Source organism: Lysobacter koreensis, assembly GCF_042677045.1.
Taxonomy (GTDB): domain Bacteria; phylum Pseudomonadota; class Gammaproteobacteria; order Xanthomonadales; family Xanthomonadaceae; genus Lysobacter_K; species Lysobacter_K koreensis.
In genome coordinates, this window is record NZ_JBHTIH010000007.1 from 47,584 (window position 1) to 64,862 (window position 17,279).

13 protein-coding genes are annotated in these 17,279 nt (G+C 70.4%); 9 read left to right on the top strand and 4 right to left on the bottom strand.

All coding sequences use genetic code 11. The annotated features are described in order from the left end of the window. The first annotated feature begins 35 nt into the window (after positions 1-35). Positions 36-1,019: a mitochondrial fission ELM1 family protein gene (locus ACFQZQ_RS12270; RefSeq protein WP_386813112.1), complete on the top strand. Its 984-nt coding sequence runs from the start codon at positions 36-38 to the stop codon at positions 1,017-1,019. 5 nt (positions 1,020-1,024) lie between these two features. On the opposite strand, the gene glnE is transcribed toward ACFQZQ_RS12270, so the two are convergent. From glnE to groES, 4 genes are all read right to left on the bottom strand, one after another. After that, complete coding sequence (glnE, locus tag ACFQZQ_RS12275; protein WP_386813113.1) at positions 1,025-3,859, bottom strand: bifunctional [glutamate--ammonia ligase]-adenylyl-L-tyrosine phosphorylase/[glutamate--ammonia-ligase] adenylyltransferase; 2,835 nt, start codon at positions 3,857-3,859, stop codon at positions 1,025-1,027. Between the two features lie 181 nt (positions 3,860-4,040). Beyond that, complete coding sequence (locus ACFQZQ_RS12280; protein WP_386813114.1) at positions 4,041-5,384, bottom strand: S8 family serine peptidase; 1,344 nt, start codon at positions 5,382-5,384, stop codon at positions 4,041-4,043. A 529-nt stretch (positions 5,385-5,913) separates the two neighbouring features. Further along, positions 5,914-7,554: a chaperonin GroEL gene (groL, locus tag ACFQZQ_RS12285; protein WP_386813115.1), complete on the bottom strand. Its 1,641-nt coding sequence runs from the start codon at positions 7,552-7,554 to the stop codon at positions 5,914-5,916. Between the two features lie 109 nt (positions 7,555-7,663). Then, positions 7,664-7,951 (bottom strand): co-chaperone GroES, encoded by a 288-nt coding sequence (gene groES, locus ACFQZQ_RS12290; RefSeq protein WP_386813117.1) that lies wholly within the window; start codon positions 7,949-7,951, stop codon positions 7,664-7,666. Between the two features lie 595 nt (positions 7,952-8,546). On the opposite strand from groES, the gene ACFQZQ_RS12295 reads away from it, so the two are divergent. The 8 genes from ACFQZQ_RS12295 (at position 8,547) to accC (ending at position 17,072) form a co-directional block, all read left to right on the top strand. After that, positions 8,547-8,951, top strand: a complete 405-nt coding sequence (locus tag ACFQZQ_RS12295; RefSeq protein ID WP_386813119.1) for a helix-turn-helix transcriptional regulator — start codon at positions 8,547-8,549, stop codon at positions 8,949-8,951. 126 nt (positions 8,952-9,077) lie between these two features. After that, a complete protein-coding gene (locus ACFQZQ_RS12300) occupies positions 9,078-10,823 on the top strand; it encodes an endonuclease (protein WP_386813120.1) in 1,746 nt (581 codons plus the stop codon). 119 nt (positions 10,824-10,942) lie between these two features. Continuing rightward, complete coding sequence (gene cutA / locus ACFQZQ_RS12305; protein ID WP_386813122.1) at positions 10,943-11,266, top strand: divalent-cation tolerance protein CutA; 324 nt, start codon at positions 10,943-10,945, stop codon at positions 11,264-11,266. Continuing rightward, on the top strand, positions 11,259-13,757 hold the full coding sequence (dsbD, locus tag ACFQZQ_RS12310) for a protein-disulfide reductase DsbD (RefSeq protein ID WP_386813123.1): 2,499 nt from the start codon (positions 11,259-11,261) through the stop codon (positions 13,755-13,757). The genes cutA and dsbD overlap by 8 nt, the downstream gene beginning before the upstream one ends. A gap of 27 nt (positions 13,758-13,784) precedes the next feature. Then, the gene (locus ACFQZQ_RS12315) at positions 13,785-14,378 is read left to right on the top strand and encodes a redoxin family protein (RefSeq protein WP_386813124.1); all 594 of its coding nucleotides are present in this window, start codon (positions 13,785-13,787) and stop codon (positions 14,376-14,378) included. 186 nt (positions 14,379-14,564) lie between these two features. After that, positions 14,565-15,032, top strand: coding sequence for a type II 3-dehydroquinate dehydratase (gene aroQ / locus ACFQZQ_RS12320; RefSeq protein WP_386813126.1), 468 nt, complete (start codon positions 14,565-14,567; stop codon positions 15,030-15,032). Positions 15,033-15,121: 89 nt separating this feature from the next. Then, positions 15,122-15,613 (top strand): acetyl-CoA carboxylase biotin carboxyl carrier protein, encoded by a 492-nt coding sequence (accB, locus tag ACFQZQ_RS12325; protein ID WP_386813128.1) that lies wholly within the window; start codon positions 15,122-15,124, stop codon positions 15,611-15,613. A 91-nt stretch (positions 15,614-15,704) separates the two neighbouring features. Then, complete coding sequence (gene accC / locus ACFQZQ_RS12330) at positions 15,705-17,072, top strand: acetyl-CoA carboxylase biotin carboxylase subunit (protein WP_386813130.1); 1,368 nt, start codon at positions 15,705-15,707, stop codon at positions 17,070-17,072. Positions 17,073-17,279: the final 207 nt, after the last annotated feature.

Sequence of the window (17,279 nt, forward strand, 5' to 3'; positions counted from 1 at the left end):
CACAGCCGCCATTCCCGCAACGGATTGATCGCCCCGTGCAACAGCACAGCCCCTCGAAGCCGCCCGACGCGACCTGGACCCTGACCGATGGCCACGCCGGCAACGTGCGCCAGGCGCGCGCGCTGGCGGCCGCGTTGGGACGCAACGCGTGGGAGTGGACGCTGGAGGCGCGCGCGCCGTGGCGCTGGCTGGCGCCGCGGCGCTGGCCGGATGCCGGCCGCGCGTTCGGCGACGGTTTCGCCAACGCGCTGGAGAAGCCGCCGCGGCTGGCGATCGGCTGCGGCCGGCAGGCGGCGCTGGCGACCCGGCTGCTGCGCAGCCGTGGCGCCCATGCGGTGCAGATCCTCGACCCGCGCATCGATCCGTCGCACTGGGACGTGGTGATCGCGCCCGAGCACGACCGCGTGCGCGGGGACAACGTGATCACCCTGCTCGGCAGCCTGAACCCGGTCGACGACCTGTGGCTGGCCGCGGCGCGATCCGAATTCGCCGCGATCGGGCAACTGCCCGGCCCGCGCACTGCGTTGCTGGTCGGCGGCGCCAGCGCGCACGTGGCGTTCGACGATGCCGCGATCGAGGCAATGGCGCTGCGCGTCGAGGCGATCGCGCGGCGCGAAGGCGGCAGCGTGCTGGCCACCGCCTCGCGACGCACACCCGCAACGGCCCGTGCACGCCTGCGCGCGCGCTTCGCCGCCGCGCCGCACCTGGTCTGGAGCGGCGACGACGACGGCGCCAACCCCTACCCCGGCCTGCTCGGCTGGGCCGACCGCATCGTCTGCACCGCCGACTCGGTCAACATGCTCTCGGAGGCCGCCGCGACCAACGCGCCGGTGTTCGTCGCCGGGCTCGATGCCGTCAGCGGCCGGCCGCGGCGTTTCCTCGACAGCCTGCTCGCGCGGGGCCGCATCCGTCGCTTCGGCGACGACGATGGCGACCTGGCCCGGTTCGAGGTGACCGCGTTGCGCGAAACCTCGCGGGTCGCCGCGCAGGTGCGCGTGCGGATCGGGCTGTTGCCGTAGTCGAACTACGCGGCAGGCGACGCCTGGAAATCGAGCCCGTGGGCCCGCGCCGCAGCGCGGATCGCCGCGCGCGCCGCCTCCAGCGCCTCTTCGAGCGGCAGCCGCCGCGCACGCCGGTCGAGCGTGCAGTCGAGCCCGCGCATCAGCAACGTCGCATGCGCGGCCTGCAGGCTCGCGGCGCGGGTGCCGTCGAAGATCCCAGCCTCGCGCATCGCCTCGATCAGGCCCGGGCTGTTGCGCGGCGCGAGAAGGGCCGGATGGGCATGGGCGTGTTCGAGCACCAGCGCCTGCAGCAGGAACTCCAGGTCGACCAGCCCGCCCTCGCCCTGCTTCAGATCGAACGCCGCCGCATCGCTGCGGTCCAGCTCGGCGCGCATGCGCCGGCGCATCGCGGTCACCTCGCCCTGCACGGCCGCCGGCTCGCGCACGCGGCCCAGGGTGTCGGCGCGCACGCGCTCGACATCGGCGCACAGCCCGGCCTCGCCGGTGACGCAGCGCGCGCGCACCAGCGCCTGGTGTTCCCAGGTCCACGCGCGCGCGCGCTGGTAGTCGGCGAAGCTGGCCAGGGTCGACACCAGCAGGCCCTTGGCGCCGTCCGGGCGCAGGCGCACGTCGACGTCGAACAGGCGGCCGGCGGCGGTGACCGCACCGAGCAGGCCGACCACCTTCTGCGCCAGGCGCGCGAACCAGCGCTGCGCGTCGAGGCTGCGCGCGCCGTCGGACTGCGCGTCGGCCGGCGCGTCGTAGAGGAACACCAGGTCCAGGTCGGAGCCGAAACCCAGCTCCTCGCCACCGAGGCTGCCGTAGCCAAGCACCGCGAAGCGCGCGCCGGGCACCCGCCCGTGCGTGGCGGCGACCTCGTGCTCGGCCAGCGCCAGCACCCGGATCACCACGCCGTCGGCGAGCCAGGCCAATTGCTGGGCACTGTCCGCGGCAGTCTGGCGGCGGTCGCGCACCGCCATCGCGATGCGGAAGCTCAGCGCCTGGCGGACTTCGTTGAGCGCCTGCAGGGTCGCCTCGGTGTCGTCGTCGCCCGCCACCGCGGCGCAAGCGGCGAGCAGCTGCTCGCGGCCGGGCAACGGCCCGGCCACGCGCGCATCGAGCAGTTCGTCGAGCAGCAGCGGATAGCTCGCCAGGCGCTCGGCCAGCAGCGCGCTGTGGCCGACCACCTCGACCAGCCGCGCCAGCGCCGCCGGCTGCTCGTCCAGCAGCGCGAGGTAGGCACTACGCCGCAGCACGTTGTGCAGCAGCGCTAGCAGCCGCCGCAACGCCAGCATCGGCTGCGAGGAAGCCGCCGCGCCCTGCAGCAACGCCGGCAGCACCCGGTCCAGCCGCGCGCGCGCGCTGTCGGACAGGCCGCGCACGCCGGTGCTGCGCGCCAGGTCGCGCAGCATCGCGTCGGCGTTGCCGGCCTCGACGAAGCCGACCGCGGCCAGCACCGCGACATCGCTCGCGGGTGACGCCTCCGAAGGCGTCTCGTCGGCGCGTTGCAGCGCGCGCCAGTAGCCGGCCAGCGCGTCGGGCGCGGCGGCGTGCTGGCGCGGCGCGAGCAGGCTCGCGAACTCGGCCGTCACCCGCGCGCGTTGCTCGTCCAGCGCGCTGCGCAGCGCGCCCCAGCCGTCGAAACCCAGGCCGAGCGCGATCCGCTCCCGGTCGCCAGCGGCGTCGGGCAAGGCGTGGGTCTGCGCGTCGCGCAGCATCTGCAGGCGGTTCTCGAGTCGGCGCAGGAACCGGTACGCCTGCGTCAGCGTCGCCGCGGTGTCCTCGCCGACGTGCCGCGCCGCGACCAGCGCCTGCAGCGCCGGCAGCAGGCGGCGGCCGCGCAGCTCCGGTTCGCGGCCGCCGCGGATCAGCTGCAACGCCTGCACCAGGAATTCGATCTCGCGGATGCCGCCGGGGCCGCGCTTGATGTCGTCGGCCAGTTCCTTGCGCGCGACCTCGGCGTTGATCGTCGCCTTCATCGCGCGCAGGCCATCGAGCGCGCCGAAGTCGAGGTAGCGCCGGTAGACGAACGGTCGCAGGGTGGCGAGGAAACGTTCGCCGGCGTCGCGGTCGCCCGCGACCGGGCGCGCCTTCTGCCAGGCGTAGCGCTCCCAGTCGCGGCCTTCGCGCTGGAAGTACTGCTCCATCGCAGTGAACGACCACGCCACCCGCCCGGCGTTGCCGTACGGACGCAGGCGCAGGTCGACGCGGTGGCAGAAGCCGTCGGCGGTGACCTCGTCGAGCAGCTTCGCCAGCTGCTGGCCCAGGCGCGCGAAGTAGCCCTCGGCATCGAGTGGGCGCGCGCCGTCGGACTGACCGTCGTGCTCGTAGGCGTAGACCAGGTCGACGTCGGAACTGAAGTTGAGCTCCTCGCCGCCGAGCTTGCCCAGCCCGAACACCACCAGCCGCTGCGGCGTGCCGTCGGGGTTGCGGACCACGCCGTGGCGCTGCGCGAACTCGGCCTCGAGCGCCGCCAGCGCGGTCTGCAAACAAGCTTCGGCCAGGCGCGTGCTGCCGGCCAGCGTCGCATCGACGTCGTCGCGGCCGAGCACGTCGCGCCAGACCAGACGGGTCGATTCGGCCGCCCGGTAGCGTCGCAGCAGCGGGGCCCACTCGCTGCGGTTGTCCGCGGTCAGCGCTGGCGGCGCGGCCATTGCCGTGTCGTCGCCATCGGCCAGTCGCTGCACCAGCGGTGGCTGGCGCAGCAGCGTGTCGATGGCGAAATCGCTGGCGCCGGCGACCCGGCGCAGCTTGTCCGCGAAGAGCGGGTCGTCGAGCAAGGTCGCGGTGGTGGGCGATGCGGCGCGCAGCCGTGCGGTGGCTCGCGCGCTGGCGGGATCGAGAAAGACGTCGCTCATCGCGGGGATGATGGCATGGGTGCAACGCTCGGCTTCGTGCCGGTCGACTCCCGGTGCTTGTAGATCCGAGCCTGCTCGGATGCGCTGCGCGCGAACGATCCGAACAAGCCCGCATCTACCGACACGGAAAAGCAAACGCCCGCCGAAGCGGGCGCTTGCGAAACACCTGGCGCGATCCGCGTCAGTCGAGCGTGGCCTCGGCGTTGAGCCGGCCGTGCCCGTAAATCCCGTCCACGCCTGGCGCGCCGAGGTCATCGGCGCCGCGCAGCAGGTAGTTCTCGACCCGGCCCACGTTGGCCTCGCCACCGAGCGCGCCGATCACCAGCGCCGCCACGCCGGCCACGTGCGGTGACGCCATACTGGTGCCGCCGGCCCACGACCAGCCGCCGGTGCTGGTGCTCATCACCAGGTCGAACACCCAACACGGCCGCGTGCGCCCCGCGACGGTGCAGTTTTCGTTGCCCGGGTAGGCGGAGTCGCCGCCCGGCGCGGCCAGCTCGATCAGGCGGCGGCCGGTGTTGGTGTAGCTCGCCGGCAGGTCGAGGTTGGCGGCGGCCGGGTTGAGCGCCCAGCCCACCGGCGCCGTCGCCGACACCGCGACCACGCCCTGCACCCCGGCCGGGAATGCCATCGCGTCCTGGCCGATGGTGTCGTAGTCGATGCCGTCGTTGCCGGCGGCGGCGATCACGATCGAGTTGTTGCGGCGCGCGTACAGCACCGCGCGTTGCACGGCGCTGACCAGTTCGCGGGTGTCGCGGTTGATCGGCAGGCCGCCGCGCACGCCCAAGCTCATGTTGATCACGTCGGCGCCGTTGTCGGTGGCGTAGACGATGCCCTGCAGGATGCCGGCGAAGCTGCCGCTGCCGGAGATCGCCGACAGCACCTTGACCGCGAAGAACTTCGCCTGCGGCGCGACGCCAATGACGCCGGTGCCGTTGTCGGCCGCGGCGATCGTGCCGGCGACATGGGTGCCGTGGTTGAACGCCGGGAACGCCGGCACCTGGCACGCGGTCTCGCCGGGCACGAACGACGCGTTGAGCGCGGCGAGGTTGTTGGCGACCAAGTCCGGGTGGGTGCAGTCCAGGCCCGAGTCGAGCACCGCCACGGTCGCGCCGGCGCCACGGAACCCGGCCTCCCACGCCTCGGGCACGTTGACCGCGTCGAAGCCCCATTGCATGTCGAACAGGAAATCGTTGTCGCCGGTATTCGGCGGGCTGACCGCCTGGGCGTCGGCAAAGCTCATCGGCACCGCTTCGGGGACATCGAACTTCAGCGCGCGGTCGCGGGTGGTCGATTGCAGCTCGGCCATGCCCGCGGTGCGGGCGGGGAACTGCTCGTCGGCCTCGACGATCGCCACGCCGATCTCCGGGTAGCGCGCGACCACTCGCCCGCCCTGTGCCTGGATCCTGCTGGCCAGCGCGGCGTCGAAATTCATCGCCCGCGCCTGCACCAGATACGTTGCTGCCTGCGACTGCCCCGCGCACAACGCGGCCGATACGGCCAACGCCAAAGTCAGACACTTCATCAGATTGTCTCCGCTCAAGAAGATGACCCTTGGGTCACGATGGCCCCCGCCCCGAGAACGCAGCCTAGCGGCGGCGTCGCAGCCGGCCAATGTTCTTTTTTGATACGCGCCGACGGCCGATGAACGCGCCGATGACGATGCGGGAGTAGCGCCGACGCCGATGGCGCGGATCGCCAAAGGACCCGCGGACGTGCGCGCAATAAAAAGGCCCGCCCCGGTCGAACCGGTTGCGGGCCTGCTCCCTCCCCCACGTCGGGATGCGGGCCAATCGTGAAGGAAGCGTTATGGCGAACGCACGCTGCACTGCAAAAAGATACTGACCGGTTCAGGAAGGCCACCGCAGCAGCGGCCCCGGCCAGTGGGCTGACGCCGCTGCCGCGCGCGCCGCGAAAAGAAAAACCCCGCCTCGCGGCGGGGTTTTTTGTGTTGCGTGTTGACCGGGTGGCGAAGGGCGTTCGCCGCCGCATCATCTTGCCAACGCGCTGCGGCGCGTCGGACCGAATGGTCAACTCACTCCTTCGCGGCGCAATCAGAAATCCATGCCGCCCATGCCGCCCATGCCACCGCCGCCGCCCATCGCCGGCTCTTCCTTCTTCGGAAGCTCGGCGACCATGGCTTCGGTCGTGATCATCAGGCCGGCGATCGACGCCGCGTTCTGCAGCGCGGTGCGGGTGACCTTGGTCGGGTCGAGGATGCCCATCTCGATCATGTCGCCGAACTCGCCGGTCTGCGCGTTGTAGCCGTAGTTGCCGGTGCCGTTCTTGACGTTGTTCAGCACCACCGACGGCTCTTCGCCGCAGTTGGTGACGATCTCGCGCAGCGGGGCTTCCATGGCGCGCAGGGCGATCACGATGCCGTGGTTTTGGTCTTCGTTGGCGCCCTTCATGCCGCTGATGGCGGCCAGGGCACGGATCAGGGCGACGCCGCCGCCCGGGACCACCCCTTCTTCCACTGCCGCGCGGGTGGCGTGCAGGGCGTCTTCGACGCGGGCCTTCTTTTCCTTCATCTCGATCTCGGTGCTGGCGCCGACCTTGATCACCGCCACGCCGCCGGCGAGCTTGGCCACGCGCTCCTGCAGCTTCTCCTTGTCGTAGTCCGACGAGGTCTCTTCGATCTGCGCCTTGATCTGCTTGATGCGCGACTGGATGCCTTCGGCATCGCCGGCGCCGTCGATGATGGTGGTGTTCTCCTTGGAGACCTGCACCTTCTTCGCGCGGCCGAGGTCGGCGATGGTCGCCTTCTCGAGCTGCAGGCCGACTTCCTCGGAAATCACGGTGCCGCCGGTGAGGGTGGCCATGTCTTCCAGCATCGCCTTGCGACGGTCGCCGAAGCCCGGCGCCTTGACCGCGCAGACCTTGACGATGCCGCGGATGGTGTTGACCACCAGGGTCGCCAGCGCCTCGCCTTCGACTTCCTCGGCGACGATCAGCAGCGGCTTGCCGGCCTTGGCCACGCCTTCCAGCACGGGCAGCAGGTCGCGGACGTTGGAGATCTTCTTGTCGTACAGCAGGATGAACGGGTCATCCAGCTCGGCCGACATCGACTGCTGGTTGTTGATGAAGTACGGCGACAGGTAGCCGCGGTCGAACTGCATGCCCTCGACCACGTCGAGCTCGTTTTCCAGGCCCGAACCGTCTTCGACGGTGATCACGCCTTCCTTGCCAACCTTGTCCATCGCCTTGGCGATCAGGTCGCCGATGTCGGTGTCGGAGTTGGCGGAGATCGCGCCGACCTGGGCGATTTCCTTGCTGGTCGAGGACGGCTTGGAGATCTTCTTCAGCTCGTCGACCGCGCCGATCACGGCCTTGTCGATGCCGCGCTTGAGGTCCATCGGGTTCATGCCGGCGGCGACCGCCTTCATGCCTTCGCGGATCAGCGCCTGCGCCAGCACGGTCGCGGTGGTGGTGCCGTCACCGGCGTTGTCGGAGGTCTTGGAAGCGACTTCCTTGACCATCTGCGCGCCCATGTTCTCGAACTTGTCGGCCAGTTCGATCTCCTTGGCGACGGACACGCCGTCCTTGGTGATCGTCGGCGCGCCGTAGCTCTTCTCGAGCACGACGTTGCGGCCCTTCGGACCCAGGGTGGCCTTGACGGCATTGGCGAGAATGTTGACGCCGCGCACCATCTTTGCGCGCGCGTCCTCACCGAAACGGATTTCTTTGGCAGCCATTTTGAAGCTCCGGAATTAAAGGTTGGATCGTTGAATGCATAGGGCGGGTTTCAACCCGCCATCGAAATCGCGGCGATGCGTGTGGGCGGGCTGGAACCCGCCGCGCGGATCAGCCGAGGATCGCGAAGATGTCGTCTTCCTTGACCACCAGGAAGTCGGTGCCGTCGAGCTTGACTTCGGTGCCGCTGTACTTGCCGAACAGCACCTTGTCGCCGACCTTGACCTTCGGCGCGCGCACGCTGCCGTTGTCCAGCGCCTTGCCTTCGCCGACGGCGATGACTTCGCCCTTGATCGGCTTCTCGGTGGCCGAGTCCGGGATCACGATGCCACCGGCGGACATCTTCTCTTCTTCCATGCGCTTGATGACGACGCGGTCGTACAGCGGCTTGATGTTCATTGGCAACCTCTAAGTGGTTGAAAGGGAGGGGAAAGGAGCGGAATTTTAGCAGTCGCCCCGAACGAGTGCCAAGATCGGGGGCGCAAGCGTCCGGCGGTGCCGGGACTGCGATGAGATGGGGCACGGGCGCCGGCTTTCAAGGCCCGGCGAAATCGCCGCGAACACGCCGGCACGCAAGCCGACAAAAGCAGGCGGCACAAAAAGGAAGAGCGCGCCCCCGAAGGTACGCGCTCTTCCTGGTCTGGGAATGGCTTTCCGAAGCTTGGCGCAATCCTGCGCCCCTCCCCCGACCTGACTTGACCCCTTTGTCTAAGCCGCCGTCCGTGCCGACTTGGGGCAATTTTGTGCAATTTTTGTCACCCTGCCTAGAGCCGCATCGGCGCGGATTTGTCCACTTCAGGTAGCGGGTAATGTGACGCAATACCTAATTCCACGGGATTTCACTACCATTCACCTACCAGACAGCTACCTAAAGTACACAAGCTGACGTGCCTATCGATCACCAGGTGAATTGCGCTGGCATCCTGCCAGCCGCTTATTGCGCTCGCGGCCGGGCATCCGGTCCGCGCCGGACGATTCCCGCAGGAGTCCGCCCATGACCCCCCAACAACGCATCCGCCTCGCCCGCCGCCATGCCGGCCTGTCGCAAGCCGCCCTCGGCGCCGCGGTCGGCGTCCAGCGCAGCGCCGTCAGCCACTGGGAAGCCACCCAAGGCAAGCACCCGAGCATGGCGCACCTGCGCGAGCTGGCGCTGGTGACCGGGGTGCAGTTCGAGTGGCTCGCCACCGGTCGCGGCGGCATGGGCCTGTCGGCGGACACCGCGCTGGATTCGGTCGCCGCCGCCGACGCGGTGCTGGTCGACGACCCGCTCGAGCTGCGGTTGATCCAGGCGTTTCGCGAGGCGCCGATGCGCGCCCGCGCGCCTCTGGTCGAGGTGGCCGAGCAACTGGCCTCGGTCCGCACGGGGCGCCCGGTCGGCGACGGCAAGCGCGCGCGATGAGCACCCAGGACCCACGGCAGGGGCGCAGACCCAGGGCCATTGCTGCCCTGCGGCGAGGATCTGTCACGAAAGCGGGATAGCCTGCCCCGGTTGCGGCCGCCGGCCGCCCACTCGGGGGAGTGCTCCATGCGTCATCTGCAAGCTGCCGTGCTGGCCGCCACCTTGTTGCCGCTGTCGGCACAGGCCGCGGTCTTCATCAACGAGATCCACTACGACGACGCCACCGCCAGCGGCGACGTCGGCGAGCGCGTGGAGGTCGTCGCCACCGCGGGCGAGAGCCTCAGCGGCTACCGCATCTACCTGTACAACGGCAGCACGCCGTCGGCGGCGACCTATTACGACAACGACCTGGTGCCCGCCGGCAGCGTGGTCAGCTGCGGTGGCAGCGCCCGCATCGCCACGGTTGCCTACCCAAGCAACGGCATCCAGAACGGCGCCAACGACGCGATCGCGCTGGTCGACGGCAGCGGCGCGCTGGTGCAGTTCCTCAGCTACGAAGGCGCGGTGACCGGCTCGAACGGCCCCGCTGCCGGGCGCGCCAGCAGCAACTTGGCGGTGGCCGAATCCGCCTCGACCGCGGCGGGCACCTCGCTGCAGCTCGGCGGCAGCGGCAGCAGCTACGCCAGTTTCAGTTGGCAGGCGTCCGGCACGCAGACGTTCGGCGCCTGCAACCGCAACCAGACGTTCTCGACGCCAAACCCGCCGCCGGTGGTCACCTCGACCACGCCGTCTGACGGCGCCAGCGGCTTCCCCGCCGCCGGCGACCTGACGGTGGGCTTCAGCGAAGCGGTGACGCTGGCCGGCGGCGCGTTCGCGCTGCAGTGCAGCCAGTCCGGCGCGGTCGCGCTGACCCACCCGGCCAGCGGAGGCAACTTCGCGATCTCGACCAACACCGCGCTGTTCGCCGGCGAGAGCTGCGCGCTGACGGTCGTCGCGTCCAAGGTCAGCGACAGCGGCGGCGCCCATCCCGCCGCGAACACCGTGGTCGACTTCACCGTCGCGGCTGGCGGCAGCGGCGGCTACTACGCGCGCGTCAACACCAGCAGCGCCAGCCAGTTGCGCTGCTCGCTGCACGACACGATCCGCGGCCACACCGCCTACCCGTACAGCGGCGGCACCACCAACGCCTGGAGCATCCTCGAGATCGCCGACGAGGATCCCAACAACGCAGGCCGCATCCTCGATGTCTACCGCAACCGCAGCTACCTCAAGGGCAGCGAGCGCGCGGGCACCGGCACCGGCATCACCTACAACCGCGAGCACACCTGGCCGAACTCGCTGGGCTTCGGCAGCGCCTCGGGTGACCTGGGCCTGCCGCACGCGCCGTACACCGACACCCACATGCTGTACCTGAGCGACACCACCTACAACGCCGACCGCGGCAACAAGCCGTACGCGGACTGCACGCTGGCCGGCGGTTGCGGCGAGCGCGCGACCGAGGCCAACAACGGCAGCGGTGGCGGCAGCGGCGTCTACCCGGGCAACTCCAACTGGGTGAAGGGCCCGGACGGCAACGGCGGCGCGTTCCAGGTCTGGGGCAAGCGTCGCGGCGACATTGCCCGCGCGGTGCTGTACATGGCGATCCGTTACGAGGGCGGCGAGGACATCCATACCGGGCAGTCCGAGCCGGACTTGGAGCTCACCGACGACCGCAGCAAGATCGTGATCACCTCGGCGTCGCCAGCCTACATGGGCCTGCTGTCGACCCTGCTGGCCTGGCACAGCGCCGACCCGCCGGACGCGGCCGAGCGCGGCCGCAACGAGGTGATCTTCAGCTTCCAGGGCAACCGCAACCCGTTCATCGACCACCCCGAGTGGGCGACCTCGGCGTTGTTCACCTCGAGCAAGCCGACGAGCTGCCAGTTGAACTGAGCCGCGCAGCGAGCGACGCCGCAGCCCGGGCCGCGCGGCCCGGGCTTTTTCGTGCCCGACGTCGCGGCGCCACCCGCGCCGCGCCGGGCCCACCGCAGGCCGACCGGTACAATCGCGCCATGCCGGTGCTCCTCGTGCAATGCAGCGTCCCCGATGCCGATACCGCCGACGCGGTGGCGCAGGCCCTGGTCGGCGAACGGCTGGCTGCCTGCGTGCAGCGCCTGCCCGGGGTGCAGTCGACCTACCGCTGGCAGGGCCGGGTCGAGCGCAACGACGAGGTCGTGCTGCTGATCAAGACCACCACCCAACGCCTGGCGGCGCTGATCGCGCGGGTGCAGGCGCTGCATCCCTATGAACTGCCGGAAGTGATCGCGGTCGAAGCCAGCGGCGGCTTCGCCCCGTACCTCGACTGGGTGGACGAACAGACCCGAGACCATGACTGACCCCTCCCTGCCGCCGCGGTCTTCCCGCGCGCTGACCCGGCGCGTGCGCGCCGCCGCGCTGGCCCTGCTCGCGATGCTGTCCGCCGCGCCGGCGCTGGCCGCGATCGACGAAGCCGACCTGCTGCCGGTCGACCAGGCGTTCGTGCTCGACGCCCGGGCCACCGCGCCGGACCGGATCGCCATCCACTGGAAGATCGCCGACGGCTACTACCTCTATCGGCACCGCACGTCGGTGCAGGCCGACCCCGCGTTCGCCGCGCGGGCGCTGCAGCTGCCGCGGGGCAAGGCCTACACCGACGAGTTCTTCGGCAAGGTCGAGACCTACCGCGGCGCGCTGGCCTCGACCCTGCCCGGGCGCGCCGGCGCCGGGCGGGTCACGCTCACGGTCAAGTACCAGGGCTGCGCGGATGCGGGCATCTGCTACCCGCCGCAGACGCGCACGCTGACGGTGGCGATGCCCGCAGCCGCGGCGTCGGTCGCCGCCGCACGCAGCGACCTGGCCCTCGAAGCCACCGCTGCGCCCGCGCCACCGCTGGTGGCGTTCGGCAACGCCGGCGCGCGTGCGCCGGCCAACCCGTTGCTGGGCGCCGCTGCGCCGGTGGCCGGAATGGATGCGGTGCCGCTGCGGCCGGAGCAGGCGTTCGGCTTCGAGGCGATCGCCGGCGACGGCAACACGCTGCTGCTGCGCTTTACCCCGGCGCGCGGTTATTACCTCTACCGCGACAAGACCGCGCTCAAGCTCGACCCCGCCGCGGTGGGCGCCGGCCTCGCGCTCGGCAAGCCGCGATGGCCGCGCGGCACCGCCCACCGCGACGAGTATTTCGGCGCGACCACCGTCTACTTCGCGCAGGTCGACGTGCCGGTACCGGTCTACCGCCGCCGCGTTGATGCGGCGCGGGTGCAGCTCAGCGCCAGCTTTCAGGGCTGCCAGACCGATGGCATCTGCTACCCGCCGATGACGCGCACGGTCGACGTGGCGCTGCCGGCCGGCCGGGTCGCCGCGGCCGTGGCCGTCGCTGCGACGCCTGCCGCCCCGGGGGAAACGGTGGGTGGCGACGCGCCGGGTTCCGCGGCCAGTGCCGCTGCGGACAAAGCACCCTCACCCCAACCCTCTCCCGCAAGCGGGAGAGGGAGCCAGAGCAGTGCCAATGCCGAGCGCGCCCTCGCCGCGCAACCCGAACAGGCCGAAGACAGCCGCCTCGCCGACGCGCTTTCCGGCGCCAACCGCTGGTGGGCGCTGCTGAGCTTCTTCGGCTTCGGCCTGCTGCTCGCCTTCACGCCGTGCGTGCTGCCGATGATCCCGATCCTGTCGGGCCTGATCGCCGGCCACGGCCCGGGGCTGGGCGCGCGCCGGGCGTTTGCGCTGTCGTTCGTCTACGTGCTGGCCAACGCGCTGGTGTTCACCGCCGCCGGCGTGGTCGCCGGGCTGGTCGGCGCCAACCTGCAGGTCGCGTTCCAGACCCCGTGGGTGATCGTCGCGTTCGCCGCGCTGTTCGTCGCCCTGGCGCTGTCGAGCTTTGGCCTGTACGAGCTGCAGCTGCCGGCGATGCTGCGCAACCGGTTGGGGTCGCTCAGCGACCGCCAGCGCGGCGGTTCGTGGGCGGGGGTGGCGGTGATGGGCGCGCTGTCGGCGCTCATCGTCGGGCCGTGCGTGGCGCCGCCGCTGGCCGCGGCGGTGCTTTACATCGGCCAGACCCAGGACCCGGTGTTCGGCGGCGCGGCGCTGTTCCTGCTGGCGATGGGCATGGGCGCGCCGCTGGTCGCGTTCGGGGTCGCCGCCGGGCGCGGCTTGCCGACCAGCGGACCGTGGATGGTGGCGGTGCAGCGGGTGTTCGGCGTCGTGTTCCTCGGCCTGGCGGTGTGGATGCTGTCGCGGGTGCTGCCGGCGCCGGTGGCGCTGGCGTTGTGGGGCGCGTTGGGACTGGTGGCGGCGGCGATGGTGGCGCTGGCCGCGAGCAAGCCGATGCGCGATGGCCGCCGCGCGCTCGCCTGGGCCGCCGCGCTGGTGCTCGGCCTGGCCGGCACCGCGCAACTGGTCGGCGCCCTGGCCGGCAGCCGCGATCCGCTGCAGCCCTTGGCCGGCCTGCGCGGCGGCGGCGAAGCGCGCGAGCTGCCGTTCCGGCGGATCAAGTCGCTGGCCGACCTCGACCGCGAGCTCGCCGCCGCGCGCGTCGCCGGCCAGCCGCTGATGCTCGATTTCTATGCCGACTGGTGCGTGGCCTGCAAGGAGATGGAGAAGTACACCTTCCCCGACCCCGCCGTGCATGCCGCGCTGGCCGGGTTCGTGCTGCTCAAGGTCGACGTGACCGCCAACGATGCGGTCGACCAGGCGCTGATGCAGCGGCTGGGCATCATCGGGCCGCCGGCCACGCTGTTCTACGCCGGCGGCGTTGAACGTCGCGAATTGCGGCTGTTCGGTTACGAAAAAGCCGGCTTGTTCGCGCAACGTGCCACGCGGGCGCAAACCACCCCGGCCGTGGCGGCGCGGTGATGGGGTCACGCTGATGGGAGCACCTTGATGGGAACCAGCGGCAAGATCGTGCTGGTGGCCGTGATCGCCGGCGTGCTCGGCGCCGTCGCCGGGCTGTGGCTCAACGGTCCCGGTCCGCTGCTGCGCACCGAGCCGGGCCAGCGCGCGCTGCAGGCCGTGGCCGCCGCGAGCGCACCGGCGCCACCGGCCGGGCTCACGGTCGCCCATCGCGGCGGGCCGATGCCGGCGATTACCCTGCCGACGCTGGACGGCGAGCCGCTGACGCTGCCCGCCGCGTTCGCCGGGCGCCCGATCCTGATCAACGTCTGGGCCAGCTGGTGCGGGCCGTGCATCAAGGAGATGCCGGAGCTCAACCGCTATGCCGCCGCGCAGGGCGCGAACGGCACGCAAGTGGTCGGCATCGCGCTGGATCGCGTCGACGACGTGCGCGCCTTCCTGCAGCGCGTGCCGGTCGCGTACCCGATCGTGGTCGACGCGGCCGGACCGCGCGACGCCGGCGTGCAGCTGGGCAACGCGAAGGGCGTGCTGCCCTACAGCGTGCTGATCGGCGCCGATGGGCGCGTGATCAAGCAGAAGATCGGGCCGTTCGAGGATGGCGAGATCGGCGCGTGGGCCAAATAAGGTAATCCTGCCCCGCCAAAGCGACTGAGGACCCGCACCGCGCGACGGTAATGCCCACTTAGATTAGAGCCGTCGCTCAAACAAACGCTTAAATCGTGACAACTTCGCCGATATGGCAGGCAACTTCTAGACAGCTCGACCCTGCTCGCGCACACTGCCGGCCTTTCCGCGCGATTGCCCGTCCCCATGGCGAAGCTGCTGGTCCTGCACGGCCCGAACCTCAACCTGCTCGGTGAACGCGAGCCGGGAATCTACGGCCGCACGACGCTGGCGGCGATCGACAACGCCTTGCAGATCGACGCCCAGTCCGCCGGCCACAACCTCGAGAGCCTGCAGTCCAACGCCGAGCACGTGCTGATCGACCGCATCCACGCCGCGCGCACCGACGGCACCGCGATCATCCTGATCAACCCGGCCGGCCTGACCCACACCTCGGTCGCGTTGCGCGACGCGCTGGCGGCGGTGTCGCTGCCCTATATCGAGATCCACCTGTCCAACCCGCACGCGCGCGAGCCGTTCCGCAAGCACAGCTACTTCTCCGACCTGGCCTTGGGCGTGATCGCCGGCTTCGGCGCGGACAGCTACCGCTTCGCGATGGAAGCCGCCTTGGCCTGGCTGGACAAGCACACCGCGGCCCGGTCCAGCCGGTCCTGAGTAGCCAGGCCCGATCTCCAGACCCGATTTCCCTACCCCACCCTTACCTCGCGTCCCGCCACCGGGCGCCACCACAGAGAGGCCCGCGAATGGACCTGCGCAAAATCAAGAAGCTGATCGACCTGCTGGAGGAATCCAACCTGGCCGAGATCGAGATCAAGGAAGGCGAGGAATCCGTGCGCCTGGCGCGCACCCCCAAGGGTAGTTTCGCCGGCGGCTACGCGATGTCGCAGCCGATGCAGCACCCCGCCCCAGCCGCGCCGCACCCGGCCCCGGCGATGCCGATGCACTCGCCGACCGAGGCAGCCACCGGCGGCCACGCCAAGCCGCATGCGGACCTGCCCGAGGGCCATATCGTGCGCGCGCCGATGGTCGGCACGTTCTACACCTCGCCGTCGCCGGACAAGCCCGCGTTCGTCACGGTTGGCCAGCAGGTCAAGCAGGGCGAGACGCTGGCGATCATCGAGGCGATGAAGATGTTCAACCCGATCGAGGCCGACGTGTCCGGCACCGTGCTCAAGGTGCTGGCCGAGAGCGGCCAGCCGATCGAGTTCGACCAGCCGCTGTTTGTTATTGGGTGAGCCGGGCTTTCGAGCGGCGAATGCCGCGAGCCGGCGAACGCCCGGCGGCCGTGAGGCCGACGGGCCGGACCAACTTCGATGGAAATGACCGATGCTAGATAAAGTTGTAATCGCCAACCGCGGCGAGATCGCGCTGCGCATCCTGCGCGCGTGCCACGCGCTGGGCATCCGCACGGTCGCGGTGCACTCCACCGTCGACCGCAACCTCAAGCACGTCGCCATGGCCGACGAGTCGGTCTGCATCGGTCCGGCGCCGTCGACCGACAGCTACCTCAACATGGCCTCGATCATCGCGGCGGCCGAAGTCACCGACGCGCAGGCGATCCACCCGGGTTACGGCTTCCTGTCGGAGAACGCCGACTTCGCCGAGCGGGTGGAGGAATCGGGCTTCGTCTTCATCGGCCCCAAGGCCGACACCATCCGCCTGATGGGCGACAAGGTCGAGGCGATCCGCGCGATGAAGGACGCCGGCGTGCCCTGCGTGCCCGGCAGCGGCGGCCCGCTCGGCGACGACGCGGCGACCAACGTCAAGATCGCGCGCGAAATCGGCTACCCGGTGATCGTCAAGGCCGCCGGCGGCGGCGGCGGCCGCGGCATGCGCGTGGTCCACACCGAGGCCCACCTGCACAGCGCGATCACCACGACCAAGACCGAGGCCAAGGCCGCGTTCGGCAACGACATGGTCTACATGGAGAAGTTCCTCGAGAATCCGCGCCATGTCGAGATCCAGGTGCTCGCCGACGGCCAGGGCAACGCGATCCACCTGGGCGAGCGCGACTGCTCGATGCAGCGCCGCCACCAGAAGGTGGTCGAGGAAGCGCCGGCGCCGGGCATTACCGCCGAGCAGCGCGCGCAGATTGGCAAGGTCTGCACCGAGGCCTGCGTCCGGATCGGCTACCGCGGCGCCGGCACGTTCGAGTTCCTGTACGAGGACGGCCGCTTCTACTTCATCGAGATGAACACCCGCATCCAGGTCGAACACCCGGTCACCGAGATGATCACCGGCATCGATCTGGTGCGCGAGCAGCTGATGATCGCCGCCGGCCACAAGCTCACGATCAAGCAGAGCGACATCGTGCTCGACGGCCACGCGATCGAGTGCCGGATCAACGCCGAGGACCCGGACACGTTCATGCCCAACCCGGGCCTGATCCAGCACTTCCACGCCCCCGGCGGCCCGGGCGTGCGCGTCGACAGCCACATCTACGAGGGCTACCGCGTGCCGCCGAACTACGACTCGATGATCGGCAAGCTGATCGTGCACGGCCGCGACCGCGAGACCGCGATCGCGCGCATGCGCGTGGCGCTGAGCGAGATGGTGGTCGACGGCATCAAGACCAACATCCCGCTGCAGCAGCGGATCCTGGCCGATGTCGGCTTCCAGCAGGGCGGCGCCAACATCCACTACCTCGAGAAGCGGCTGAAGGAACAGAAGGAAAAGTCGCTGTCGATCGTGTGATGGCTCTTGCCCCCTCCCTTGCGCAGCAGGGGTGATGCGCCGCGGCCAGGAACTGCCGGTGGCAGTTCCTGCGGCAAGGAACGCGCGGTAGCGCGGGACGGGTTGGGGAGGGGTGCTGTTGTTGTTGCGCTCAATCTCGAAGCAAGAGCTACCCCCTCCCAACCTCCCCCTGCTGCGCAAGGGGAGGGGCCAAAGGCAGCGGCGCTG